The organism is Streptomyces sp. NPDC002520 (assembly GCF_053595235.1).
Window position 1 is genome coordinate 45,263 of the sequence record NZ_JBSFXG010000006.1, and the last position, 18,036, is coordinate 63,298.

Consider the following 18,036-nt stretch of genomic DNA (forward strand, 5'->3'; position numbering starts at 1 on the left):
AGCTGCCACGCGAGAGGTGCGGATCGTCCGACAAGGCCACTGCCGGTGGCTGGCCCGCCTGTTCAGCCGGTTCGCGTGCTCCGCCTTGCCCTCAACGAACGTGGCCAACCGGCTGCTGAGCAGTGAGCGGGCGCCGGTCGAGCACGGCTTCGTGGACTTGGACGGGGTTCCGGGGCAACCGGTTCGTACGATGCGTTGGTTGTGCCGGGCTGGTCGTTGTTCGACACCTCCGGGAGGCTGGGTGTGCCAGCCGCTCCCCCACGTTGAGGGTCACCGGGTGTGGAGTATTGCGGATAGCTGCCGGTGCCGCACCGCCAGTTCCGTGGCGGTGCGGATGCGCCCAGACGCCGGGGCGGCGTGAATGTGTGGACGCTTCAGTCGGTGTGACGTTGGGTGGGGTCGAGGCGGCTGAGGACGGCGCGCACGAGGTCCCGGCCGTAGGGAGGGAGCGGTGCGGCCGCGCCGTGTGGAGTGGGCGGGTTCGTCGGACTCGTGCTACCGGCAACCTTCGAGCCGGGGCCGCCGTGCTGTTCCCGGAGCAGGTAGGTGATTTTGGCCCACTGGCGGAAGTTACCGTGGCAGGCGACGTCGTCGATCCACAGCAGTTCGTCGGTGGGTACGTCCGCCCACAGCGGGTGGTACTCGGGGATGACGGTGAGGACTTCTGCGGGTGTGAGGGGCTTGTAGCGCTGCCAGACGAGGATGCGGGAATCCAGCGCCGGACGGTTCTTGATCTTCTGGTAGCAGGTTTCGGCGCCGACCAGGACGACGGCGAGGCGGGTGTCCTCGTCGTCCCAGAGTTCACGGAAGAATTCGAAGGCCCGGGTGTCCAGCCACTGGGCTTCGTCGACGACCAGGACGCGCGGGATCTCTGACAGTGCTTCCTTGAGCATGGTTTCGCAGCGGGTGCTGTTGAGGGGTGCCTCGCCGGGTAGGTCGAGTTTTTTGTACAGGGCTGCGCGCAGGGCCTGGATTTTGGCGGAGCCGACTTTGATGCGCAGGGTGGTGTGGGGGGCGAGGTCGTCGAGGTGGCTGTTGACGGCGAAGGTCTTGCCCAGGCCGACGCCGCCGTGGACGCACATGATGGCGCCCTTGCCGGCGTCGGCGTTGAGGGTGGTGTGGAGGTTGGCGTAGGTCTCTGCGCTGGCCTGGGTCAGCATGGCGCGGGCGCCGGGCAGGCCCATGTAGTGGTAGTTGGGGCCGGCGGTCGGCTGGTTTTCGGGCGTGGTCGGGTGGGTCACTCGGTGTCCTGGGGCTTGGGGTCGGGCCGGGGCTTGGTCCAGCGGGCGGAGTCGGGCTTGGGCCGGTTGAGGAGGTCGGGCCGGGCCTCGGCCTGCAGGTGAACTTCCGGTGTCTGCAGTTCGCGTAGCTGGGCGGCTGCTTGGCTGGCGGTGAGCCGGTTGAGGGGCTCGGGCGCGGCGGCGACGCTGGTGGCGGCGTAGCGGGGGTTGGCGTTCTTGCGGGCTCGGCGGGCTTTGGCGGCGTAGCGGTCGGCTTCGCGCCGGCGGGCGTTGCGCAGTGCGCGGGCTTGGCGGGGGCTCATCTCGTCGCTTCGGAAGGCGGGGCCGCGGTAGGCGAGGGTGTCGGCGTCGTAGAGCTCGATGCGGTGGTAGTGGTGGGGTTCGTGGCGCAGGCGGACCATCTCGCCTGCGCTGCCGTGGCCGTGCATCCAGTCGCCGACGTAGTAGGCGTTCTTCCAGCGCACCCCCTTGCTGGTGATCTTCCGGGGTGGGCCGCCGTCGGTGAGGGTGTAGGTGTGCAGATCTGCGGGGTCGAGGGTGTCGATGGGGGTGAGGTCGGCGTGCCAGGCCTGGGCGGGGGTGCGCCGGTGGAGGCGGGCGATGGTGTGGTCGTTGTTCCACCAGTCCACCCAGTCCAGGACGACGGTGACGAAGGTTTCGTAGTCGAGGAGTTCGTCCAGGGCCCACAGGGGCTGGCCGCGGCGGTCGCGGCGGCTTCGGGGGGTGTGGGCGTAGCCGGGCAGTCCTTTGAACAGCATGTGCTTGGCGGCGCCGTTGACGGCTTCGACGGTGCCTTTGAGGTGGGGGCTGTAGGGCGGCAGGACGATCAGTTCGGTGCCGAACTTTTTGAACGCCTCGTCCACGCACTTGCCCAGGAAGTCACGGCCGCGGTCGGTGCGGATCTTGCGGGGGATGCCGCCGAAGGCCCGGTGGTGATCCGTGCAGAGGATGGCGTCGCGGGCGGCGGCCAGGATGGCGTCCTGGCTGGGCTGGTGGGGGGTGATGGCCAGGCCGCAGATGACGGCTGTGCTGTGGTCGATGAACCAGGTGATCCAGGGTTTGCGGCGGCGTCCGTCGACGTTGACGAAGACGCTGGCTTCGACGTGGTCCGTCTCCCAGACGTCGTTGCGGTTGCCGTGCGGGCGCAGGGCGTGCACGTCGTGTCGGCGGCGGGCTGCTTCGCCCCCTCTGAGGGCGGCACGCTGGCCGGGGGTGAGTTCCCGGTCGACGGCGCGGTAAAAGGTTGCCTGGGATACGCGGGGCGGGCTGCCGAAGATGCCGTCGTCGATGAGTTCGCGGTAGGTGGCTGCTGCGTTGCCGTGCCATCGGGCCAGGGTGTCGTGCATGGCCGGGGTGAGGGTGAAGTGGCGGCGGCCTTGGGGTGTGTAGGTGCCGTTGTGGGTGTCGGCGTTGTCCATCCAGCGGCGCACGGTGCGCCAGTGGACGGTGAAGGCGGCGGCGACGGTACGGACATCGTGGTGAGCGAGGCGGTCTGCGCCGCGCAGCCGCAACAGGCGGCGGACGGCGGCGGCGCGCAGGGAGGTGGTGTCGTAGGGGCCGTCGGGCGGGGGTGTGGCGGGCACAGAGGTTCAGGGTCTTCCGTGGGATGGGTCAGGCAGGGGCGAGGGTGAGCAGGCCTGCGCCGTAGGGCTTGCCGCGGCCGATGCCGGTGAGCAGGGCGTGGCTGAGCCGGTCGGGGTCGGTGATGGTGGCCAGGCCGTCGAAGCGGGTCAGTACGTGCACAGGGCCGGGAGGATGGGCTTGTTCGCCGGGCTTTGCGGCGTGGTGGCGTTTGCGGGGAAAGCGGGCGGGGGTGATGTCGGTGGTGGCCAGGGTGAGGCCGGCCTGGTGGGCGCGGCGCTGCCACCAGGCGAGGGCGTCGTCGCCGTAGAGGGCGACGATTTTCCGGCCGTGCTTGTTGGTGATGGGCTGGTGGTCGTCCAGGACGCGGCGGGCGGCGCTGGCGTTGGCGGTGATGCGGTAGCGCACCGGGCGGCCGGGGGTCAGGGCCTGGAACATGGGGTGCAGGGGCCGGGTTTCGGCGATGCCGTAGTGGTGGGGCAGGCGGGTGAGGTCGGGTGGTTGGTGGGACTGGACGAGCAGGGTGGGCGGGGTGTCGTCGGTGGCGTCTTCCAGGCGGAAGAGCAGTCCGGCCTGCTGCCGGGGGTTTTCGCCGAGGTCGTCGGGGGCCAGGAGCATCACGCTCTTGTGCAGGCTGACGGCGTCGGCCAGGTCACGGCGGGCGGCCTGGCTGCGCCGGTTGAGGCGGACGCGGGTCAGCGTCGCCGTGGTGGCGAGGGTGGCGGTGATCGGGCTGGTCACGGGGTGGTGTCCTGGTGGATGTAGGCGGTCAGTTCGGTGAGTGCGGGGGGTGGGGCGTACAGGGCGGCGGGCAGGTGTTCGGTGGTGTGCCAGGTGCGGCGGGTTTTGTGGAAGCGCCGTGTGGGGGTGAAGTCGTGGGGGACGTCGGCGACTTCGCGTTCGGCGTGGGCGGCGGGTACGTGGCAGGGCGGGTGTTCCCAGACGAAGGCGACGGGCACGGTGGCCTGGCCGGTGCGGGGTGGTGTGGTGAGGCTGAGCGGGACGTGGTGGAGGAGTTCGCCGACCGGGTCGGGGTGCGGGCCGCCGAGGACGAGGGGTTCGTTGGGGAGGCAGGCGCGCCGGCCCAGGTAGGGGCCGAAGGCGGGTTGTTCGAGCCGCTGGAGGAGATGTTTAAGGAACGGGTCGGGTCCTTGGACGGCGAGGGTGAAGACGGCGTCGGCGAGGTAGACCCGTTCGGTGATGAGGGTGGACTTCTCGCGGGGGCGGTAGCCGCCGCTGCTGGTGCGCAGGCCCTGGCGGTGCGGGCGGCCGCCGCCGACGGTGTGGTAGTCGGTGTGCCGGGTGCCGGGGCGGTCGATGCGGACGGTGAACGTCAGTTCGGTGTAGGGGTTTTGGCCGGTGGCCGGGTCGGGGGCGAGGGCTTCGTTACGGGGGCGTGCGTCGGCGGCGGCGAACAGGCCGATGAGGGCCGAGCGGGAGGGGAAGGGAAGGGTGTCGCGGTAGTGGAAGGCGGCGTGTTCCCCGAACGACATCAGCGGTGCGGCCAGGCGCAGCAGGATGCCGTTCATGCGGCGGTCCCGGCGGGCAGGGCCGCGGTCTTGGTGAGGGCGTCGGTCAGGTCGTCGAGGCCGGTGTGGGCGGTGCCGAGGTCCTCGACGGGGCGGGGGTGCAAAGTGGCGTAGCCGCAGCCGACGAGGCGGCGGGTGCCCAGCAGCCGGTTCAGCCCGGCGGCGTGCTCGGACAGGGCTGTGACGGCGGGGGCGCTGTAGCCGCCGCCGGGGGCGTGTTTGACGGGCTGTTCGAAGGCCGCCGCGTAGGAGACGGGGCGGCGGTCACGGATCGCGTAGTGGACCAGGTGGGGGTAGGTGTGCGGGGCAGTGGAGGTCTTCTTCGCGCCGGGCATGACGTCGATGAAGGCATCGGCGAACAGGCCCAGCAGGCGCAGGGCCTGCTCGTGGTCGCCGTTCAGGTTGCGGGTCAGTTCGGTGAGATTGACCGTGGCGTAGCGGTAGAGCAGGCCGGTGGTGAAGAACGCGGTCTGCAGGTGGGCGCTGCCGGCCTCGTTCGGGGCCGCCCAGTCCTCCACGGCGGTGAAGTAGTCGGGCTGGGGTGAGCTGGCGTGGACAGTGAAGGCGGGCGCCATCTGCACGGCTCCGTCGACGTGGGCGTCGGGCACTTCGGCGAGCATGCGGCCGAAGAGATTGATGGTCGCGGTGCGCCGGCGGATAACGGAGGCGACCTTGGGCCGGGGCAGGACGGCTTCCGCCTTGGGCTTCTTGCGGGTGCCCTTGGCCTGGGCGGTCTGCGCGGCCGTCTCCTGGGCGAGGGCTTCTTCGAGTTGCGGGCGGTGGTCGGTGCACAGGTCGGTGAGGTCGTCGAGGACGTCGCGCGGCAGGTAGAGGGTGGCCGAGGTGATGCCGCGCTGGTTTTCCTCGGTCTTGAGGCCTTCCGCGGTGGCCGAGCGCACGATCTGGGTTCCGGCGAAGGCGGCCAGGTCGGTGGGCCAGCCGGCCGCGCGCAGGGCGTCGGCCACCCGCAGGGGCAGCATGCGGGTGCGGGCGGCGTGCTCGTCCAGGACGTCCTCCAGGCGCAGGCGGATGGCCCGCTTCCAGGACTGCGAGGACACCAGGGCACGGACCACGCCGCCCAGGTTCAGGGTCTTGGGCAGGTCGTCCTCTCCTCGGTTGAGGAGGGAGGCGGGCAGCGGGTGCAGGATGTGGAAGTCGGCGTAGCGGGCGGGGGCGTAGGCGGTCATGTCACTGCTCCTTGGACGTCAGGGTGTGCAGGGTGAGGAAGTAGTTCTCGCGCCAGCGGGCCGCTATCTCGAGCTGGTCGTCGTCCCACCAGGCCAGGTCCTCCAGCAGGACGGCGAAGTCGAGGCGGGCGGCGCCGCGGCTGTTCAGGTGGCCGGTCAGCGTCCACAGCCGCGGGTGCAGCAGCGAGGTGTCGAGCCGGGTGAGGGTTTTGACGCGGTTGGTCATGGTGGCCTCTTTGAAGCCGTAGCGGGCCACGGCGATGGCGAGGTGGGTGCCTAGATCGGGACGGCGGCGCCAGGGCCGCTCAGCCGTGCTCGCCGCCGGTGCCGAGCCCGACGGGTCGGATGCTGGAGCCGTGTTCGCGGTCGGTGTGATGGTGGCGTCCTGGTCCTTGCCGGGGGTGGGCTGCTCCGGCTGGTAGGGGCCTTCTTCGTGGTGCAGGTCGCGGTGCAGGGCGATGAGTGAGGCCACGGTGTAGTGGGCGCGGCGTGCTCCGAAGCCGGCGATGTGCCGGGTGAGGTGCTCTGGCATCCGGGAGCACTCTGCGACGGGCCGTCCGAAGCCCGAGTTGAGGTCGGCGCGGATGCCGTTGACCGCGCACAGGGTGATGACCTGGTGGACGAAGTCGTCGTAGTGGGCGCGGCGTTGCGCGGTGGTGACGGGCATAGGGGCGGCAGCCTCCGATAAGGCGGCAAGAAGGAGTGGGCAGAGGGATGTGGTGAGGGAGGATCAGCGGCTGCGCAGGCGCAGCTGGGCCAGGGCGGTGGCGACGGCTTCGGCGGCGCGGAAGTGCTGGGCGATCGCCGGGCGGGTGGCGGTGCGCAGGGCGTCGATGGCGTCCGCGGCGAACGCCGCGCGGGCGCTGCAGGCGGGTTCGTTCAGCAGGTTCCAGAAGGTGGCCTCGGCGCGGGGCCAGTACAGGGTGCGGGCGCTGCGGGTCCAGGGCGGCAGGTGGCGGGGGCTGCCGGAGTTGGTGGTCTGCTTCCAGGCGTCCTGGGAGAGGCGGTCGAGGTGGGCGCCGATCTCTTCGGCGGCCTTGCGGCATGCGGCGATCCGCTCGGCCGCGGCCGGGTCGCATTCCTGCATCCAGGGCCAGATCGGCGGGGTCAGGGCTGTGTACCAGGTGCGGTTGGTGGTCTTGCCGTCCTGGTCGAATCCGTAGACCCGCACCCGCAGGGCGGCGCGCAGGTCGGGGGGCAGGTCGTTGAGGGTCGTGAAGGCGTCGGGGCGCTGGACGGTGTAGCGGCCTTTTCCGCTCTTTGCCTGGGTGCCTTTGCGGTCGTCCTCGTCGCCTGCCAGCAGCAGCGCGTCGAGGTCGCGCCATAGGGCCCGGTCGGCGTCCGCGCGGCGTGGTCGGTGGCGTCGGGTGACCGGTTCGTCCGCATGGACGTGGTGGATGAGGTACGGGTCGAGGGCCGGGAGTTTTTTCTGGGTGGCCCAGGTCAGGTAGGCGTCGGTCACGTGGCGTCCGTCCGGTGCCGGGATGAGAAGGACGGCGTGACGCGAGCGGCCGGTCAGCAGACGGCCCGGTGAGGACACCGGCGGCGGCGCGGTATCGGGGTCCGGGCCCTCGACGGGGTCACCGTCGTCGGGGTCGGGTTGGGGCAGCGGTTCCTCCCACGGGCAGTGGTCCACTGCGTCCGGCCAGGACGGGTCGGGCTTGGGGATGCCGGCCAGGAGGGTCTCGTACAGGGTCCGGCCCAGGGGGTGGAAGGACAGACTCGAGCGCAGCGGGCCGGCTTTGGCCCGGTTGAGGGAGCGGCCGCCTACGGTGCGCACGGACCATTGTCCGGCCGCGCCGTAGTAGTGGTGGATGAGCATGTGCCACAGCGCCTGGGCGCTGGGCACTGGCTGCGGGTCGCTGTCGGAGTGGGGGCTGAGCCAGGAAAGGTTGTTGCCCTCGGGGCGGCCGAAGACGAGCTTGTTGACGCCGGCGCGTTGCGGGCACTGGCTGGCCAGTCTCGGGTCTTGCAGGAACGGCCGCGCCGGGTGGAACAGGTCCCAGATGTAGGCGTCGAAGTAGGCATGAACGGCGTCGGGGTCGAACCCGGCGGGATGCGCCAGTAACTCCCTTCGGCGGGCAGCCCACTGACGTGCCGTCATGCGCCGCTGTCCTCGTGCGTCCAGGCCGCTGACCCGTGCGGCCATCACCACGAGCAGGCGCAAGACGGCAGATGCCGCCGGCGGCACGGGAAGTGCCAGGTCCTTGATGAGGTGGGCGCGCAGCAGCACGTCCCGCCACCCCAGCTCCTCCTGGCACCCGTCCGGTAAGAGGACGGGAATACACGGTTCTTTGTCGGTCTCAAAATTCGGGGAAGACACACAGGCTCCATTGCCGGGTGTGAAGAAATAAGGGATATCTGGAAAGACTCGCGCGCCGGGGCGGAATTCTGCGCAGGCCGAGGCGCCAGGGCGCGCAGGGCGGCAGAGAAGGAGAAGGTGGCAGCCGGTGAGGGCGCGGGCCGGGTCAGGCCACGCCTGCATGCCGCCCCTGCGACGAAGGAGCACCAGGGGTGCGGTGCACACAGCGCAGCAGGCAAGGGCGTGATACCGGGCTCGAACGTCAGTCCGGGCTCCGCATTTCCATATTAGCCATAGACAAGCAGCTTCCGAACCACATGGTTCAGCCGGCAATTACCGGTCGGTGCCCCCTTTTTTGAACGGAAGTCCTTTCCGGGATGCGCCTTTCAATCCGCAGCTGCGGCTCCATGAATGCCATTTCTCATTTCGATGTCACCGCCGACTCCTGCTCAGATGTCACGTATTTCCGCCTGGTTCAAGCGGCGACAGCGGCATCGAGCGAGAAGCCCCCGGCGGCTTGAGAGGAGATTCCCCGCCACCTGCCTTCTGGCATCGCACTGCTGCGTGCCTCGGGCGCGCAAGGCCGGTCGTCTCCGAGGGAGGCGGAGGGCATAACCGGGCCGTCCGCGGCGTGCGCTGCCTGGAGTGGCGATCCCACAGCGCCGCGGGTTGCCCTCTCTGCGCGTCACACGGCGGGCGTTGGCCTCGTCGAGCAGCAACGGCGTCGCCTGTGAACGGAGTTCAGGCGGGCGGTGTGCGGCGGGAAGACGGCTCAGTCCTCGGCGTGGACCAGTCCCAGGGCGTCGTCGAGGTGAAGAAGATGCCGGCCAAAGCGCACCGGCCGGGTGGGATCGTCGGCGTCTTGCGGGAGCAGAACGAGGTCGGCGAGGAGGGCGTGGCTGCGCCACGGGACGGGGACGTGGCGGTCTCGTGCGCGGCCGGCGACCCAGGCGGCGGGAACGGGCAGGGTGCGCTGGAGGATCATGCGGATCTGTGCGGTGGTCGGCTTGCGGTGCTCGGGCAGTGGCTGGGCACCGGCCGCGTCCAGGGCGAAGCGGCCGCTGGGCGTGCGGTAGACGGGCAGGAGGCGGCGGGGCATGGCGCCCAGGCGGGTGGCGGCCTCGCGGGGGTGCAGGTTCTGGCGGTGCAGGTCGGACAGCGAGAGCGTGTCGCCCCAGCCAGGGACCAGGTGCAGGGCGCTGTGGTGTTCCTCGGTGCGGGTGCGGGCCTGGTGCAGGGTGTGGCTGCGGTGCAGGGCGGCGTCGGTCCGGGCGAGGGCGTCGGCATCGCCGTGCACGGCCTCCACCAGCTGCTGCACGTCATCGGGCAGAGTGAGCGGCTGCTCGGGCCGGCGGGCGAGATAGGCGGCTGTGGCGAGCGGCAGGAACGGGGAGTCCAACGGGCGCCAGGCGGACGGCAGGATGGTGTGGCCGCGGTGGTCGGTGGGGTTGAGGACGATCAGGCGGGGGTGGCCGCCGGACAACCAGGCGGGGCGCACGATGTGGCCGAAGCGCCACAGCCGGCCCAGACGTTGCAGGAGGGTGTGCAGGGAGGCCAGGTCGCTGACCATGACGTCGACGTCGGCGTCGATACTCATGTCCAACAGGCTGGTCGTGACGACCACCAGGCGTGCGGGACGCTCGCCAGCTGAGGATAAGGCGGTGCGGACGCGGCGGGTGAGGGTCTCGCGCTGGTGGCCGGGCAGGCGGGCGTGCAGCAGGAGCAGTTGCGTGTCGGGGCCGCCGTCGGGCCAGTCGAGGACGGCGCGCAGGTGTGCGTAGGTGGTCTGGGCGTCGGCCATCGTGGCGCAGTAGACGGCCGCGCAGCCGCCCGACCGGGCGACGGGGGCGATCTCCTGGGTGATGCGCTCCAGTCGGCTCTCCCGGGCGGGGGCGTCCTCGGGGTCCGTGCAGGAGGGGTGGCGCACCGGGTGGAGACGGATCTCGGCGCGGCGGCGGTACCGGTCGGCGTGGGCTTCGGCCGCGGCCGGGTCGATGCGGGTGAGGGAGGCGTCTGAGGCGGCGGTGTAGAGCCAGCCGGGATAGGGGGGCTGGCAGTCCAGGTGGGCTGTTGCGGGGTGCGGGTGGCCGGCGCCGTCGAGATAGCTACGGATGAGCTGGCTGCTGATGTGGCCGGGCAAGGTCGCGGACAGCAGCACCACGGGGCAGCCCAGGGCGCCGAGCCAGTGCAGCAGCCGGGACAGTGTCTGCCGCATGAACGGGGGCAGGGCGTGGACTTCGTCGACGATGACGGTCCGCCCGCACAGGGCCAGCATGCGCAGGGCGCTGAAGCGGACCGGCAAGACGGCCATGAGGGCTTGGTCGTGGGTGGCGACGGTGAACTGGGCCAGCAGGGCCCTGTCCCAGCCGCGCAGCCAGCCGTCGGGCACCGTGACGCGTTCTTCGGGCCGCTCCCCCGCAGTCGGCCTGCCCTCGTCATCGTCGCCGTCGTCGCTGTCGGGCCAGTAGGCGTCGCTGGTGGAGGGTTCGTAGGCCGCCAGGCGGTGGTCGGTGTAGGCGGTGTTGTCGTAGCTGTGGCTGTGGACCAGGGAGACCGGAGCGTGCTCGGGATGGTGGGCCGCGACGTAGGCCTCGAGGAGGTCGTAGGCGGCGTCGGTGGTGGCCATGGTCGGCAGCAGCCACAGGATGCCGGCCGTGTCCCCGCAGGCGTTGAAGATCCGTGCTGCTTCCAGCGCGGTGACGCTCTTTCCGCCGCCGGTGGCGTCGGTGACCACCAAGATGCCGGGCCCCTTCTCGCCCACCGCGGCAGTGAGTTGCCCGATCACCGAGGCCTGCAGGGCGTTCGGCCGCTCCAGGCCGCCGTGGGCCTGGGTGAACGGCACCTGCGGCAGGATGATGCGGGCCAGCCCGGACTCCTCGACCACAGCGGGGGCGTCCCGGACGGCCTGGGCGAAGTGCTCGCCGGCACCAAAGGCGGGCGCCTGGGCCTTGGGCAGCCAGAAGTGGCGCTGGCTGGCCAGCCGGTCCGCGATGATGCCGATTCCGGTGATCAGCACGGCCGCCGGCACCGACACGTCCGAGGGCACCGCGGTGGCGCCGGTCAGATGGCGCAGCAGAGCGAAGTAGCGGTGGCGCAGATCCTGCCAGGCCGGGCCGCCCAGAGTGAGGTTGACCCGGGAGGCTTTGGCCGCACCGTCAATGTCGACCTGCAGGAACCGGCCGTGGTGACCGCCCAGAATCTGGGCGACGAGCACTCCAAGGCTGTCGGAGGTGTCCGCCGGATAGCCGGTCTCGGCCAGCAGGTGCAGCACACTGTGCATGGACGCCCGTTCGTGCGGCATACGCTGCCAGTTACGGATGTCCGCGCGCAGGGTGTCGCTGACCCGGGCCCAGGGATACGCCTCCTGTTCCTGGAACGCCGACAACTTGCCCAGATCGTGCAGCCCGGCAATGAACATCACCAGACAGCGCGCCTCGGCCAGCGTGAGCCCCAGCCCGGCGGCGATCAAACGACGCTGACCGCAGGTCAGATACCGGTCCCACACCACACCCGCGAGCGCCGCGACATCCAGCAGATGAAACAGCAACGGATACACCGCCCACGCGCCGCGGTCGAACTTGCCCCACGGCGTCAGATCGATCCCGCCGCGCCGGGCGTCCTCCCGCACCCCCACCGAATGCTCCCGCCTCTGCTCTAAGTCAACCCACCCTGGAATCAGGGGCGTTGCACCTATCCTGCCGCATGCAGAGCATCTCCCCCGGCACGCGTCCCTGGGAGGGCAGGGTGTAACCTACGATTCGATCTCACCGGTTTCCTCATCCCGTGAGGGTGCGTCCCTGCTGGTCATCACGGGCCGCTCAGGAACCTGTGTTTCCCCACACTCGTGGGGATCAGCCGTACAGCAGGGCGGCCAGCTGGGCGATACGCGGCCTTCCCTACAAGGGTAGGGGTGTGCCCTTCTGGATCATGATGACGACGAGGCCAACGCCCTCCCCACACATGTGGGGGTCGTTCGTTCTCGTACATGCGTCGAGCCTTGATGCGGTCGCTCTCCCCACACACGTGGGGGTCTGTCCAGCACGCGGGGAAAGACGGGATACCAGCGGGGTGCCCTCCCCACGTGCGTGGGGGTCAGCCTTCGGTGGTGAGAGTCTTTGCAGTGGCGGCAGGCTTCTCCTCCCGCACGGACGCCCAGCCGGGCTATGGAGCGAGTCTCCCCGCATGCGTGGGGGTCGCTCCAGCCGCGCGTACTCGTTCAGCTTCACGGCCAGGTCCTCCTCACACACGCGTGGGGGTCCGTCGCCGCGCTCCTACGACCAAGGACGTAAACGCGCGTCTTCCCCACACGCGTGAGGGTCTGCCTCCCGTCGTCGAACGGATTTTCCTGGACCAGCGGTCCCTTCCCCACGTGCATGGGGGCTGTTCCGATAACAGCTGGTGCTCCAGGTGCTGTTGCCCGCCTTCCTACACACGTGGGAGTCTGTCCTGGGCCACGGTGAAGCGGGCTTCGTCCTGCACGTCTTCCCCACGCAGGCGGGGGTTTCCCCCAGGTCTGGGATACCGACCGCGTGCAGACCCCGTCTTCCCCACACACGTGGGGGTCGTTCCTCTGCGACTGCGTACGGTGCCTGGCGAGGGCGGTCTTCCTCACGCACGTGGGGGTCGTTCCCCGTGCTCCGCGATCACGGCCCGCAGTCGAGCATCTTCCCCACGGGGTCCTCCCCGCGCACGCGGGCGTCTATCCGACTCCAGTGCCGGAAGATCGATGAGGCCACATTCTTCCCCATACACGTGGGGGTTCATCGTTCCGGGCCTGGGCGCGCCTGACCGCCCAAGGGAATCCTCTCCACGCAGGTGGGGGTCTTCCCAGCTCCTCGCGGCTGCCGAGGGAGTAGTCGCCGTCTTCCCTCACGTCTGCGGGGGTCTGCCGTTCGCCAACCGGGCACAGCTGTCCGTCGCCGCATTCCCCACACGCATGGGGGTCGTTCCCTCTCATGCACCCAGGTAGCCCAGCTGGGGGTCTTCCCATATGTATGAGGGTCCATCGTGCAGCAGGTAGCGTGCCAGTGCTTGAGGATTGCGCTCCCCACGCGTGCGCGGGGGGAGTCCTTCCGGGCTGGGTCCGCCTGACTGCCCAAAACAGCCCTCTCCGTTCTTCAGAGCCCCAGGTCACGAAGAGTCTTCCCCACACGCGTGGGGGTCTGCCCACTGGCCGATGCACGCCGACCGCGGCGCCTTCGTCTTCCCCACACGCGTGGGGGTCCATCGTTCCGGGGCTAGGCGCGCCTGACCGCCCAAGGGAATCCTCCCCACGCATGTGGGGGTCGGTCTCCCGTCGTCGAACAGATCTTCCTGGGCCAGCGGTATTCCCCACGCGCATGGGGGTCTGCCTCCGGCCGAATACGTCCCTTGGAACGAGGGCGTGTGCTCCCCGCATACGCGGGGCGTTCCCGACATGCCGACACCTCCCCCGCCCGTCTTCCCCACGCACGTGGGCGATCTGCCCTCAACCTCTGGGGCTTCATCCTGCCTCGTATGCCGACTCGCTGGCCCCCATGGCAGCGGATGGCCGACGGAGGGGAACGTGCGCTCCCCACACATGTGGGGGTCTCTCCTCGCTGACGAGCATCTTCGGGGTGGCGGCCGGTATCCCACGTGCGTGGGGGGTCTCTCCGCCGCGATGGTGGTCGCGCCCCTCGGAAAGGCCCGCCCGTTTGCAGCTCACGCCACCCTGCTGCACGCCCCGGAGCGCGTTTTGGCCCGTTTGGACGCCGCACCGAGCCGCCGGCATCAACCGGGATAGAAGCCCGCCCGCCCGCAGTTGGGCGGACACTAGACCTCACGGAGCACGCCGCGTGTAAAGTGAGCGAAAATAGGGCCTACTGGCCTTCAAACGCCCAGGTAGTTGAGGGTCTTCCCCACGCACGTGGGGGTCTTTCCGCCCAGCCTACGCGGCACCATTCGCCCGCGAGACTTCCCCGTGCCCGTGGGGGTCTGTCCATGCGGTTGGGGTCGCCGACCTCCGCAGCGGTGTCTTCCCCGCGTCCGCGGGGTTCTGTCCGCCGTGAACCCACCCAGACCTCGCTCTGTGTTGGTCTTCCTCGCGCCCGCGGGGGTCTCTCCACGGTGACGCCTCCCCGGTCGTCCAGCCGCGCCTTTCGCCACGCGCGTGGCGGTCAAGCAATGAGGCGGGTATCTCAGCCCCTCACTCATGTCGAGCAGAGTCTCAGGATCGCCCCCAGCTCTCGCCCTGCAAGAACAAAAAGCAGCAGGTCAGGTGACCAGTCTCTATGGCCTTCTCATTTCAGTGCGCCGGAGATTCTCACGTAATGTCACCAAACCTTCTCACTCGATGTCACCACTTCTCCGTCCTGAACAGCAAAGATGCATGACACCCAGATGACAACTACCGGTGACACCGAAATGAGAAGTCGCAGCCGGGAACCAACTTGCGGGAACGGCGAGTTCGTCGTCGTACCACAAGTACGTGGTGGTGATGCGCTGCTTGGTCGATGCACGCGTACATCGGTTCACCACGGTCCGTCGGGTCGTAGCCGTTGGCCTGCTTCCACTCGGGAGTCGTGCGGTCGTTGAGGATCACGACGCCGGTCGGTGTCCCCGTCAGCCAGGACAGGATGAGCGCGACGCGCTGGTCCTCGGTCCATACGTCGCCGCGCTGGTAGTCGGGGGCGAGGTCGAGGCCGAAGGTGCTGCGGAAGCTGGTGGCGATCTCGCGGGGCGAGCGGTCCGAGGTGCGCAGGTTGTGGTGCTCAAGCGGTCGACTCGTCTGGCGGGTCACGTCGGACTCCTCAAGGTGGCGCTGATTTACTGCTGGGACTGCTCACTAAATTACCCACACAGTCGACGCTAAGTCAAGTTATACGCGTACCTCTTCCGTTGAGTGCGCCTGACCCTCCAGCCGTGATCGCTCTAGCCTGAAGCCGCCCGCCGAGACCGGATGCCGTCGTTCGGCTGCGGACATTCCACGTTGATGGAGCACAGTGGTCGTCGCTGCCGGGATACAACCCCGGCTCGATAGAGGGGATTTCCTGCGATGAACAGCCGTGAGCCCGCGGAGACCCGCGCCAGCATGCTGGTCGCCGTCGACGAACGTGATCTCGCTTTCGTCTCTCACGGCCCGGCCCAGCGCCGGTCGTTCGCGGCCTACTGGCAGAGCGTCCACGACCGCGCGATCCGCGCCCTGACCGCCGGCGAGCAGGTGCTGCTGGCGCCGATCGTCGACTTCGTCTACATCCGCGCGTGCGCCGAGGCGGGACTCGACCCGCGGTCCCAGGCCGGGTTCGAGGCGTACGCGGCGCGGGCATTTCCGGTGAGCGAGTTGTGGCGGTTCGGCGGTGAGTCCGCCGAGGAAATGCTCGTGAAGATGCGCCGGGAACAAGATGCGTGGGCCACGATGAGCCGTTGCCGCAAGGTGTTCGGTGAGGCACGCTCCCGGTTCGGGCCGGAGGCGGAGATGTGGGCGGGTGATTGCTCGGACCGCGTCCTCGAGGCGCTCGTCGAGGAAGCGGCGAGCGTTGTCACGACGAGCAGCACGGACGAGGGGTGGCTCACGCTCGTTGCCCGCATGGGTGATGTGACGCTCGGGGCATACACCGTTTCTGTCGATCTGGGTGGCGATCGTCAGGCGGTTCTCCCTCGTGATCGGGAGCGCTTCAACAACCTGCTGGGCGCGGCTCTCCTCGTCGCGGCGAGCGGTGTGCTGACTCTTATGGTGGGTGCCGAGGGTCGGGTGCAGGTCTGGGAGCTGTCGAATCAGCGCCTGATGCCCAGTGCCCGCGGCGAGCTCCTCCTGGAGCCGCACGAAGGCGGCGGGGCGGAGTCGCCCGTCGAGTTCGTGCCGGGTGTGCCGCTTCCCCAGCCCGTGTGACGTCGGCTGGTGGCCGACGAGGCGAAGCTCGTGCGCGGTCGCCCTTCTCGCTTCTCTCCGGAAGGAGCGGGGTCCCCCGGCGTGAAGAGCCGGGGGACCGGCGGACGGCGGCTCGCCGCGGGGCCTTCGCCGAAGGTGTCACATGGTGCCGGCCGTGCTCGCCACGGACCGGCCGGCCGCGATGTCCTGCAGGTGCCGTCCGTCGATCGTCATGCCGGGGACCATCTGCTGGAGGTGGTCGGCCAGGGCATGGACGTCGTCTTGATAGTGGAAGGCGTTCATGCCGAGCCGGCGGGCGGCGGCGCAGTTCTCGGCCAGGTTGTCGATGAACAGGGTTTCCTCGGGGCGCGGCGAGCCTGCGGCGGCGAGGGCGGCCTGATAGGCCCGCGGCGCGGGCTTATTGGTGCCGATGTGGGCTGAGTAGACCGTCTTCCACATCAGCTGCGCGCACCAGGAGGCGTCGTCGAGGGCGTTGCCCAGGTCGCGGGGGGCGTTGGAGAGGAGGACGTTGGGCACCCCGGCTCTGTGTACGGCGCGGAGCACTTCGAGGACGGCGGGGTCGGTGCGGACCCACATCGCCACGTCGGTCCGGCGCAGGACGTCGAGCTCGGTGCTGCCGGACGGCGCGGTCTTGCCTCCTCGTAGGAGCCGGCTCCAGAACATCTGCGCGGTGATCGCGCCGGCGTCGTACGGCTCACGGGCCGCCCAGAACGCTCTCTCGAAGGCGGCGGTCTGGTCGGGGTGCCAGCCGGCGAGTGCGGCCAGGCGTTCCCAGTCGTCCGCCTGTGGCTGGTAGCCGATCACGCCGTTGTAGTCGGTGATCAGGATGCGTACGGGGGTGCGGGTCATCGTGTCTCCAGGGCTCGGTGGGCGGCGACGGCTACGACTGCTGCCAGGACGGCTGGCAGTGCGAGGGCGGCGGTGAGGTTGGTGACGGATGCGAGTGCGCCGATGAGGGCTGGCCCTGCGAGGAGGCCGACGTATCCGGTGGCGGCCACGGTGCCGACGGCTCGGGGCCCGCCTCGGCCTGCGGCGCTGATGAGGGAGGGGACGGTGGTGGACAGGCCCAGGCCGAGAGCCATCCAGCCGAGCAGTGCGGCGGGTGCCGAGCCGGCAACGAGTCCTGCGCCCAGCCCGGCGGCGGCCAGGAGCGCGCTGGTCCGTACGACGGTGGCCGGGCCGAAGCGTGCGGTGAGGCGGTCGCCGGCGAGCCTGCCGGTGGCCATGGCGGCGCTGTAGAGCGCGTAGGCCGCGGCTGCGGTGGACTCAGCGGCCCCGAGCTCGCGCAGGTGCACGGCGGCCCAGTCCGCGGCGGCGCCCTCGGCGAGCAGGCAAGCAGCTGCGAGTCCCGCGAGGAGCCAGATCGTGCGGGAGGTGGACCTCCGCGCGCCGTCCTGGGGTTCGTGCTCGCGGGGCGTGGAGGTGACACGGGCGACGACGTGCACATGCGGTGCGGCAGCTGCTGCGGCGAGCGCGGTGGTGAGTCCGACGGCTGCGAAGACCTGGTCGTGGGGCAGCCAGGTGGTGATCGCGGCAAGACCGGCTCCGGCGAGGGCGCCGAGGCTGTAGGCGGCGTGCAGCCCGGACATGATGGGCCGCCCGTAGGCGAGTTGGACCGCCACCGCGGACGTGTTGACCGCCACGTCGAGTACTCCGTGGGCCACGCCGAACACGAGCGCGGCCGCGGCCAGGGTGAGCAGCGTCTGGCACTGGCCAAGGAGCGCCAGGGAACAGCCGAACGCGATGGTCGGGCCGATGAGGAGCCGGGCTGGGCCGTGTCGGTCCGCCAGGCGCCCGCCGATCTGCAGCCCGGCCACCATGCCGGCGGCAGCGGCCAGCAGGACGATCGACAGCCGGCCGGGGCCGAGATCGGCGGCGGTCTTGACTGCGGGCATCCGCGCGCCCCAGGCGGCCATGACCAGGCCGAGTACGACGAACGCCCCGGTGAGGAGGCGCCGCGCCTCGCGCGGCGGCGTAGCGACGGGTGCCGGAGTCTTCGTGACGCCGCTCATCTGGCCCCCCGACCGGCTGTCGGGCGCTTGTCCGGGCTGGGGACGTGGAAGCGGGTCGGGGTGAGCTTGCAGGTGGGGTGCGCCGACCGTAGGCATGGAGGCGACGGCGGCTTGTCGTACGGCATGGCGACCTCGCAGAGACAGCGGACAGGGGGAGAGACGGGGCTGCGCGTACGCAATGCCTCGCCGGTGCCGCCGATCGTCTGGCCGTCGCCCTGTGGACAGAGTCCGTCCGTCGCAGGGCTGAGCGGCTCGCGGTGTGGTGGACGACCACCCACGATGCGAGCGCGTAAAACTTGACCCTAGTTGCATGGGTGGGTAAATTAGTGAACAGG

Annotated in this window: 12 protein-coding genes; 1 reads left to right on the forward strand and 11 read right to left on the reverse strand. The window is 70.0% G+C overall.

What is annotated here, in order from left to right:
• Nucleotides 1-374 precede the first annotated feature (374 nt).
• The 9 genes from ACWD5D_RS11435 to ACWD5D_RS11475 form a co-directional block, all read right to left on the reverse strand.
• The gene (locus ACWD5D_RS11435) at nucleotides 375-1,241 is read right to left on the reverse strand and encodes an AAA family ATPase (protein ID WP_451372587.1); all 867 of its coding nucleotides are present in this window, start codon (nucleotides 1,239-1,241) and stop codon (nucleotides 375-377) included.
• The gene (locus ACWD5D_RS11440) at nucleotides 1,238-2,824 is read right to left on the reverse strand and encodes a Mu transposase C-terminal domain-containing protein (RefSeq protein WP_451372588.1); all 1,587 of its coding nucleotides are present in this window, start codon (nucleotides 2,822-2,824) and stop codon (nucleotides 1,238-1,240) included. The genes ACWD5D_RS11435 and ACWD5D_RS11440 overlap by 4 nt, the downstream gene beginning before the upstream one ends.
• Before the next feature lie 28 nt (nucleotides 2,825-2,852).
• Nucleotides 2,853-3,563, reverse strand: coding sequence for a type I-E CRISPR-associated protein Cas6/Cse3/CasE (gene cas6e / locus ACWD5D_RS11445; protein ID WP_451372589.1), 711 nt, complete (start codon nucleotides 3,561-3,563; stop codon nucleotides 2,853-2,855).
• Nucleotides 3,560-4,351 carry a type I-E CRISPR-associated protein Cas5/CasD gene (cas5e, locus tag ACWD5D_RS11450; protein WP_451372590.1) on the reverse strand — a complete coding sequence of 264 codons (792 nt, stop codon included), beginning with the start codon at nucleotides 4,349-4,351 and terminating at the stop codon, nucleotides 3,560-3,562. Before cas5e ends, cas6e begins: the two co-directional genes overlap by 4 nt.
• Nucleotides 4,348-5,538, reverse strand: coding sequence for a type I-E CRISPR-associated protein Cas7/Cse4/CasC (gene cas7e, locus ACWD5D_RS11455; RefSeq protein ID WP_451372591.1), 1,191 nt, complete (start codon nucleotides 5,536-5,538; stop codon nucleotides 4,348-4,350). Before cas7e ends, cas5e begins: the two co-directional genes overlap by 4 nt.
• A gap of 1 nt (nucleotide 5,539) precedes the next feature.
• On the reverse strand, nucleotides 5,540-6,205 hold the full coding sequence (locus ACWD5D_RS11460; protein ID WP_451372592.1) for a type I-E CRISPR-associated protein Cse2/CasB: 666 nt from the start codon (nucleotides 6,203-6,205) through the stop codon (nucleotides 5,540-5,542).
• Between the two features lie 63 nt (nucleotides 6,206-6,268).
• Nucleotides 6,269-8,023, reverse strand: a complete 1,755-nt coding sequence (gene casA / locus ACWD5D_RS11465) for a type I-E CRISPR-associated protein Cse1/CasA (RefSeq protein ID WP_451372593.1) — start codon at nucleotides 8,021-8,023, stop codon at nucleotides 6,269-6,271.
• Between the two features lie 589 nt (nucleotides 8,024-8,612).
• Nucleotides 8,613-11,474 (reverse strand): CRISPR-associated endonuclease Cas3'', encoded by a 2,862-nt coding sequence (locus ACWD5D_RS11470; RefSeq protein WP_451372594.1) that lies wholly within the window; start codon nucleotides 11,472-11,474, stop codon nucleotides 8,613-8,615.
• 2,733 nt (nucleotides 11,475-14,207) lie between these two features.
• Entirely contained in the window at nucleotides 14,208-14,600 is a 393-nt protein-coding gene (locus tag ACWD5D_RS11475) for a DUF262 domain-containing protein (RefSeq protein ID WP_451372595.1), read from the reverse strand.
• A gap of 291 nt (nucleotides 14,601-14,891) precedes the next feature.
• Here ACWD5D_RS11475 and ACWD5D_RS11480 point away from each other — a divergent pair, with 291 nt between their 5' ends.
• Nucleotides 14,892-15,689, forward strand: coding sequence for a hypothetical protein (locus ACWD5D_RS11480; RefSeq protein ID WP_451372596.1), 798 nt, complete (start codon nucleotides 14,892-14,894; stop codon nucleotides 15,687-15,689).
• A 138-nt stretch (nucleotides 15,690-15,827) separates the two neighbouring features.
• Here the strand turns inward: ACWD5D_RS11480 and ACWD5D_RS11485 are convergent, their stop codons facing one another.
• Nucleotides 15,828-16,538 carry an HAD-IA family hydrolase gene (locus ACWD5D_RS11485; protein ID WP_450704849.1) on the reverse strand — a complete coding sequence of 237 codons (711 nt, stop codon included), beginning with the start codon at nucleotides 16,536-16,538 and terminating at the stop codon, nucleotides 15,828-15,830.
• Entirely contained in the window at nucleotides 16,535-17,701 is a 1,167-nt protein-coding gene (locus tag ACWD5D_RS11490) for an MFS transporter (RefSeq protein ID WP_450704850.1), read from the reverse strand. Before ACWD5D_RS11490 ends, ACWD5D_RS11485 begins: the two co-directional genes overlap by 4 nt.
• Nucleotides 17,702-18,036 lie beyond the last annotated feature (335 nt).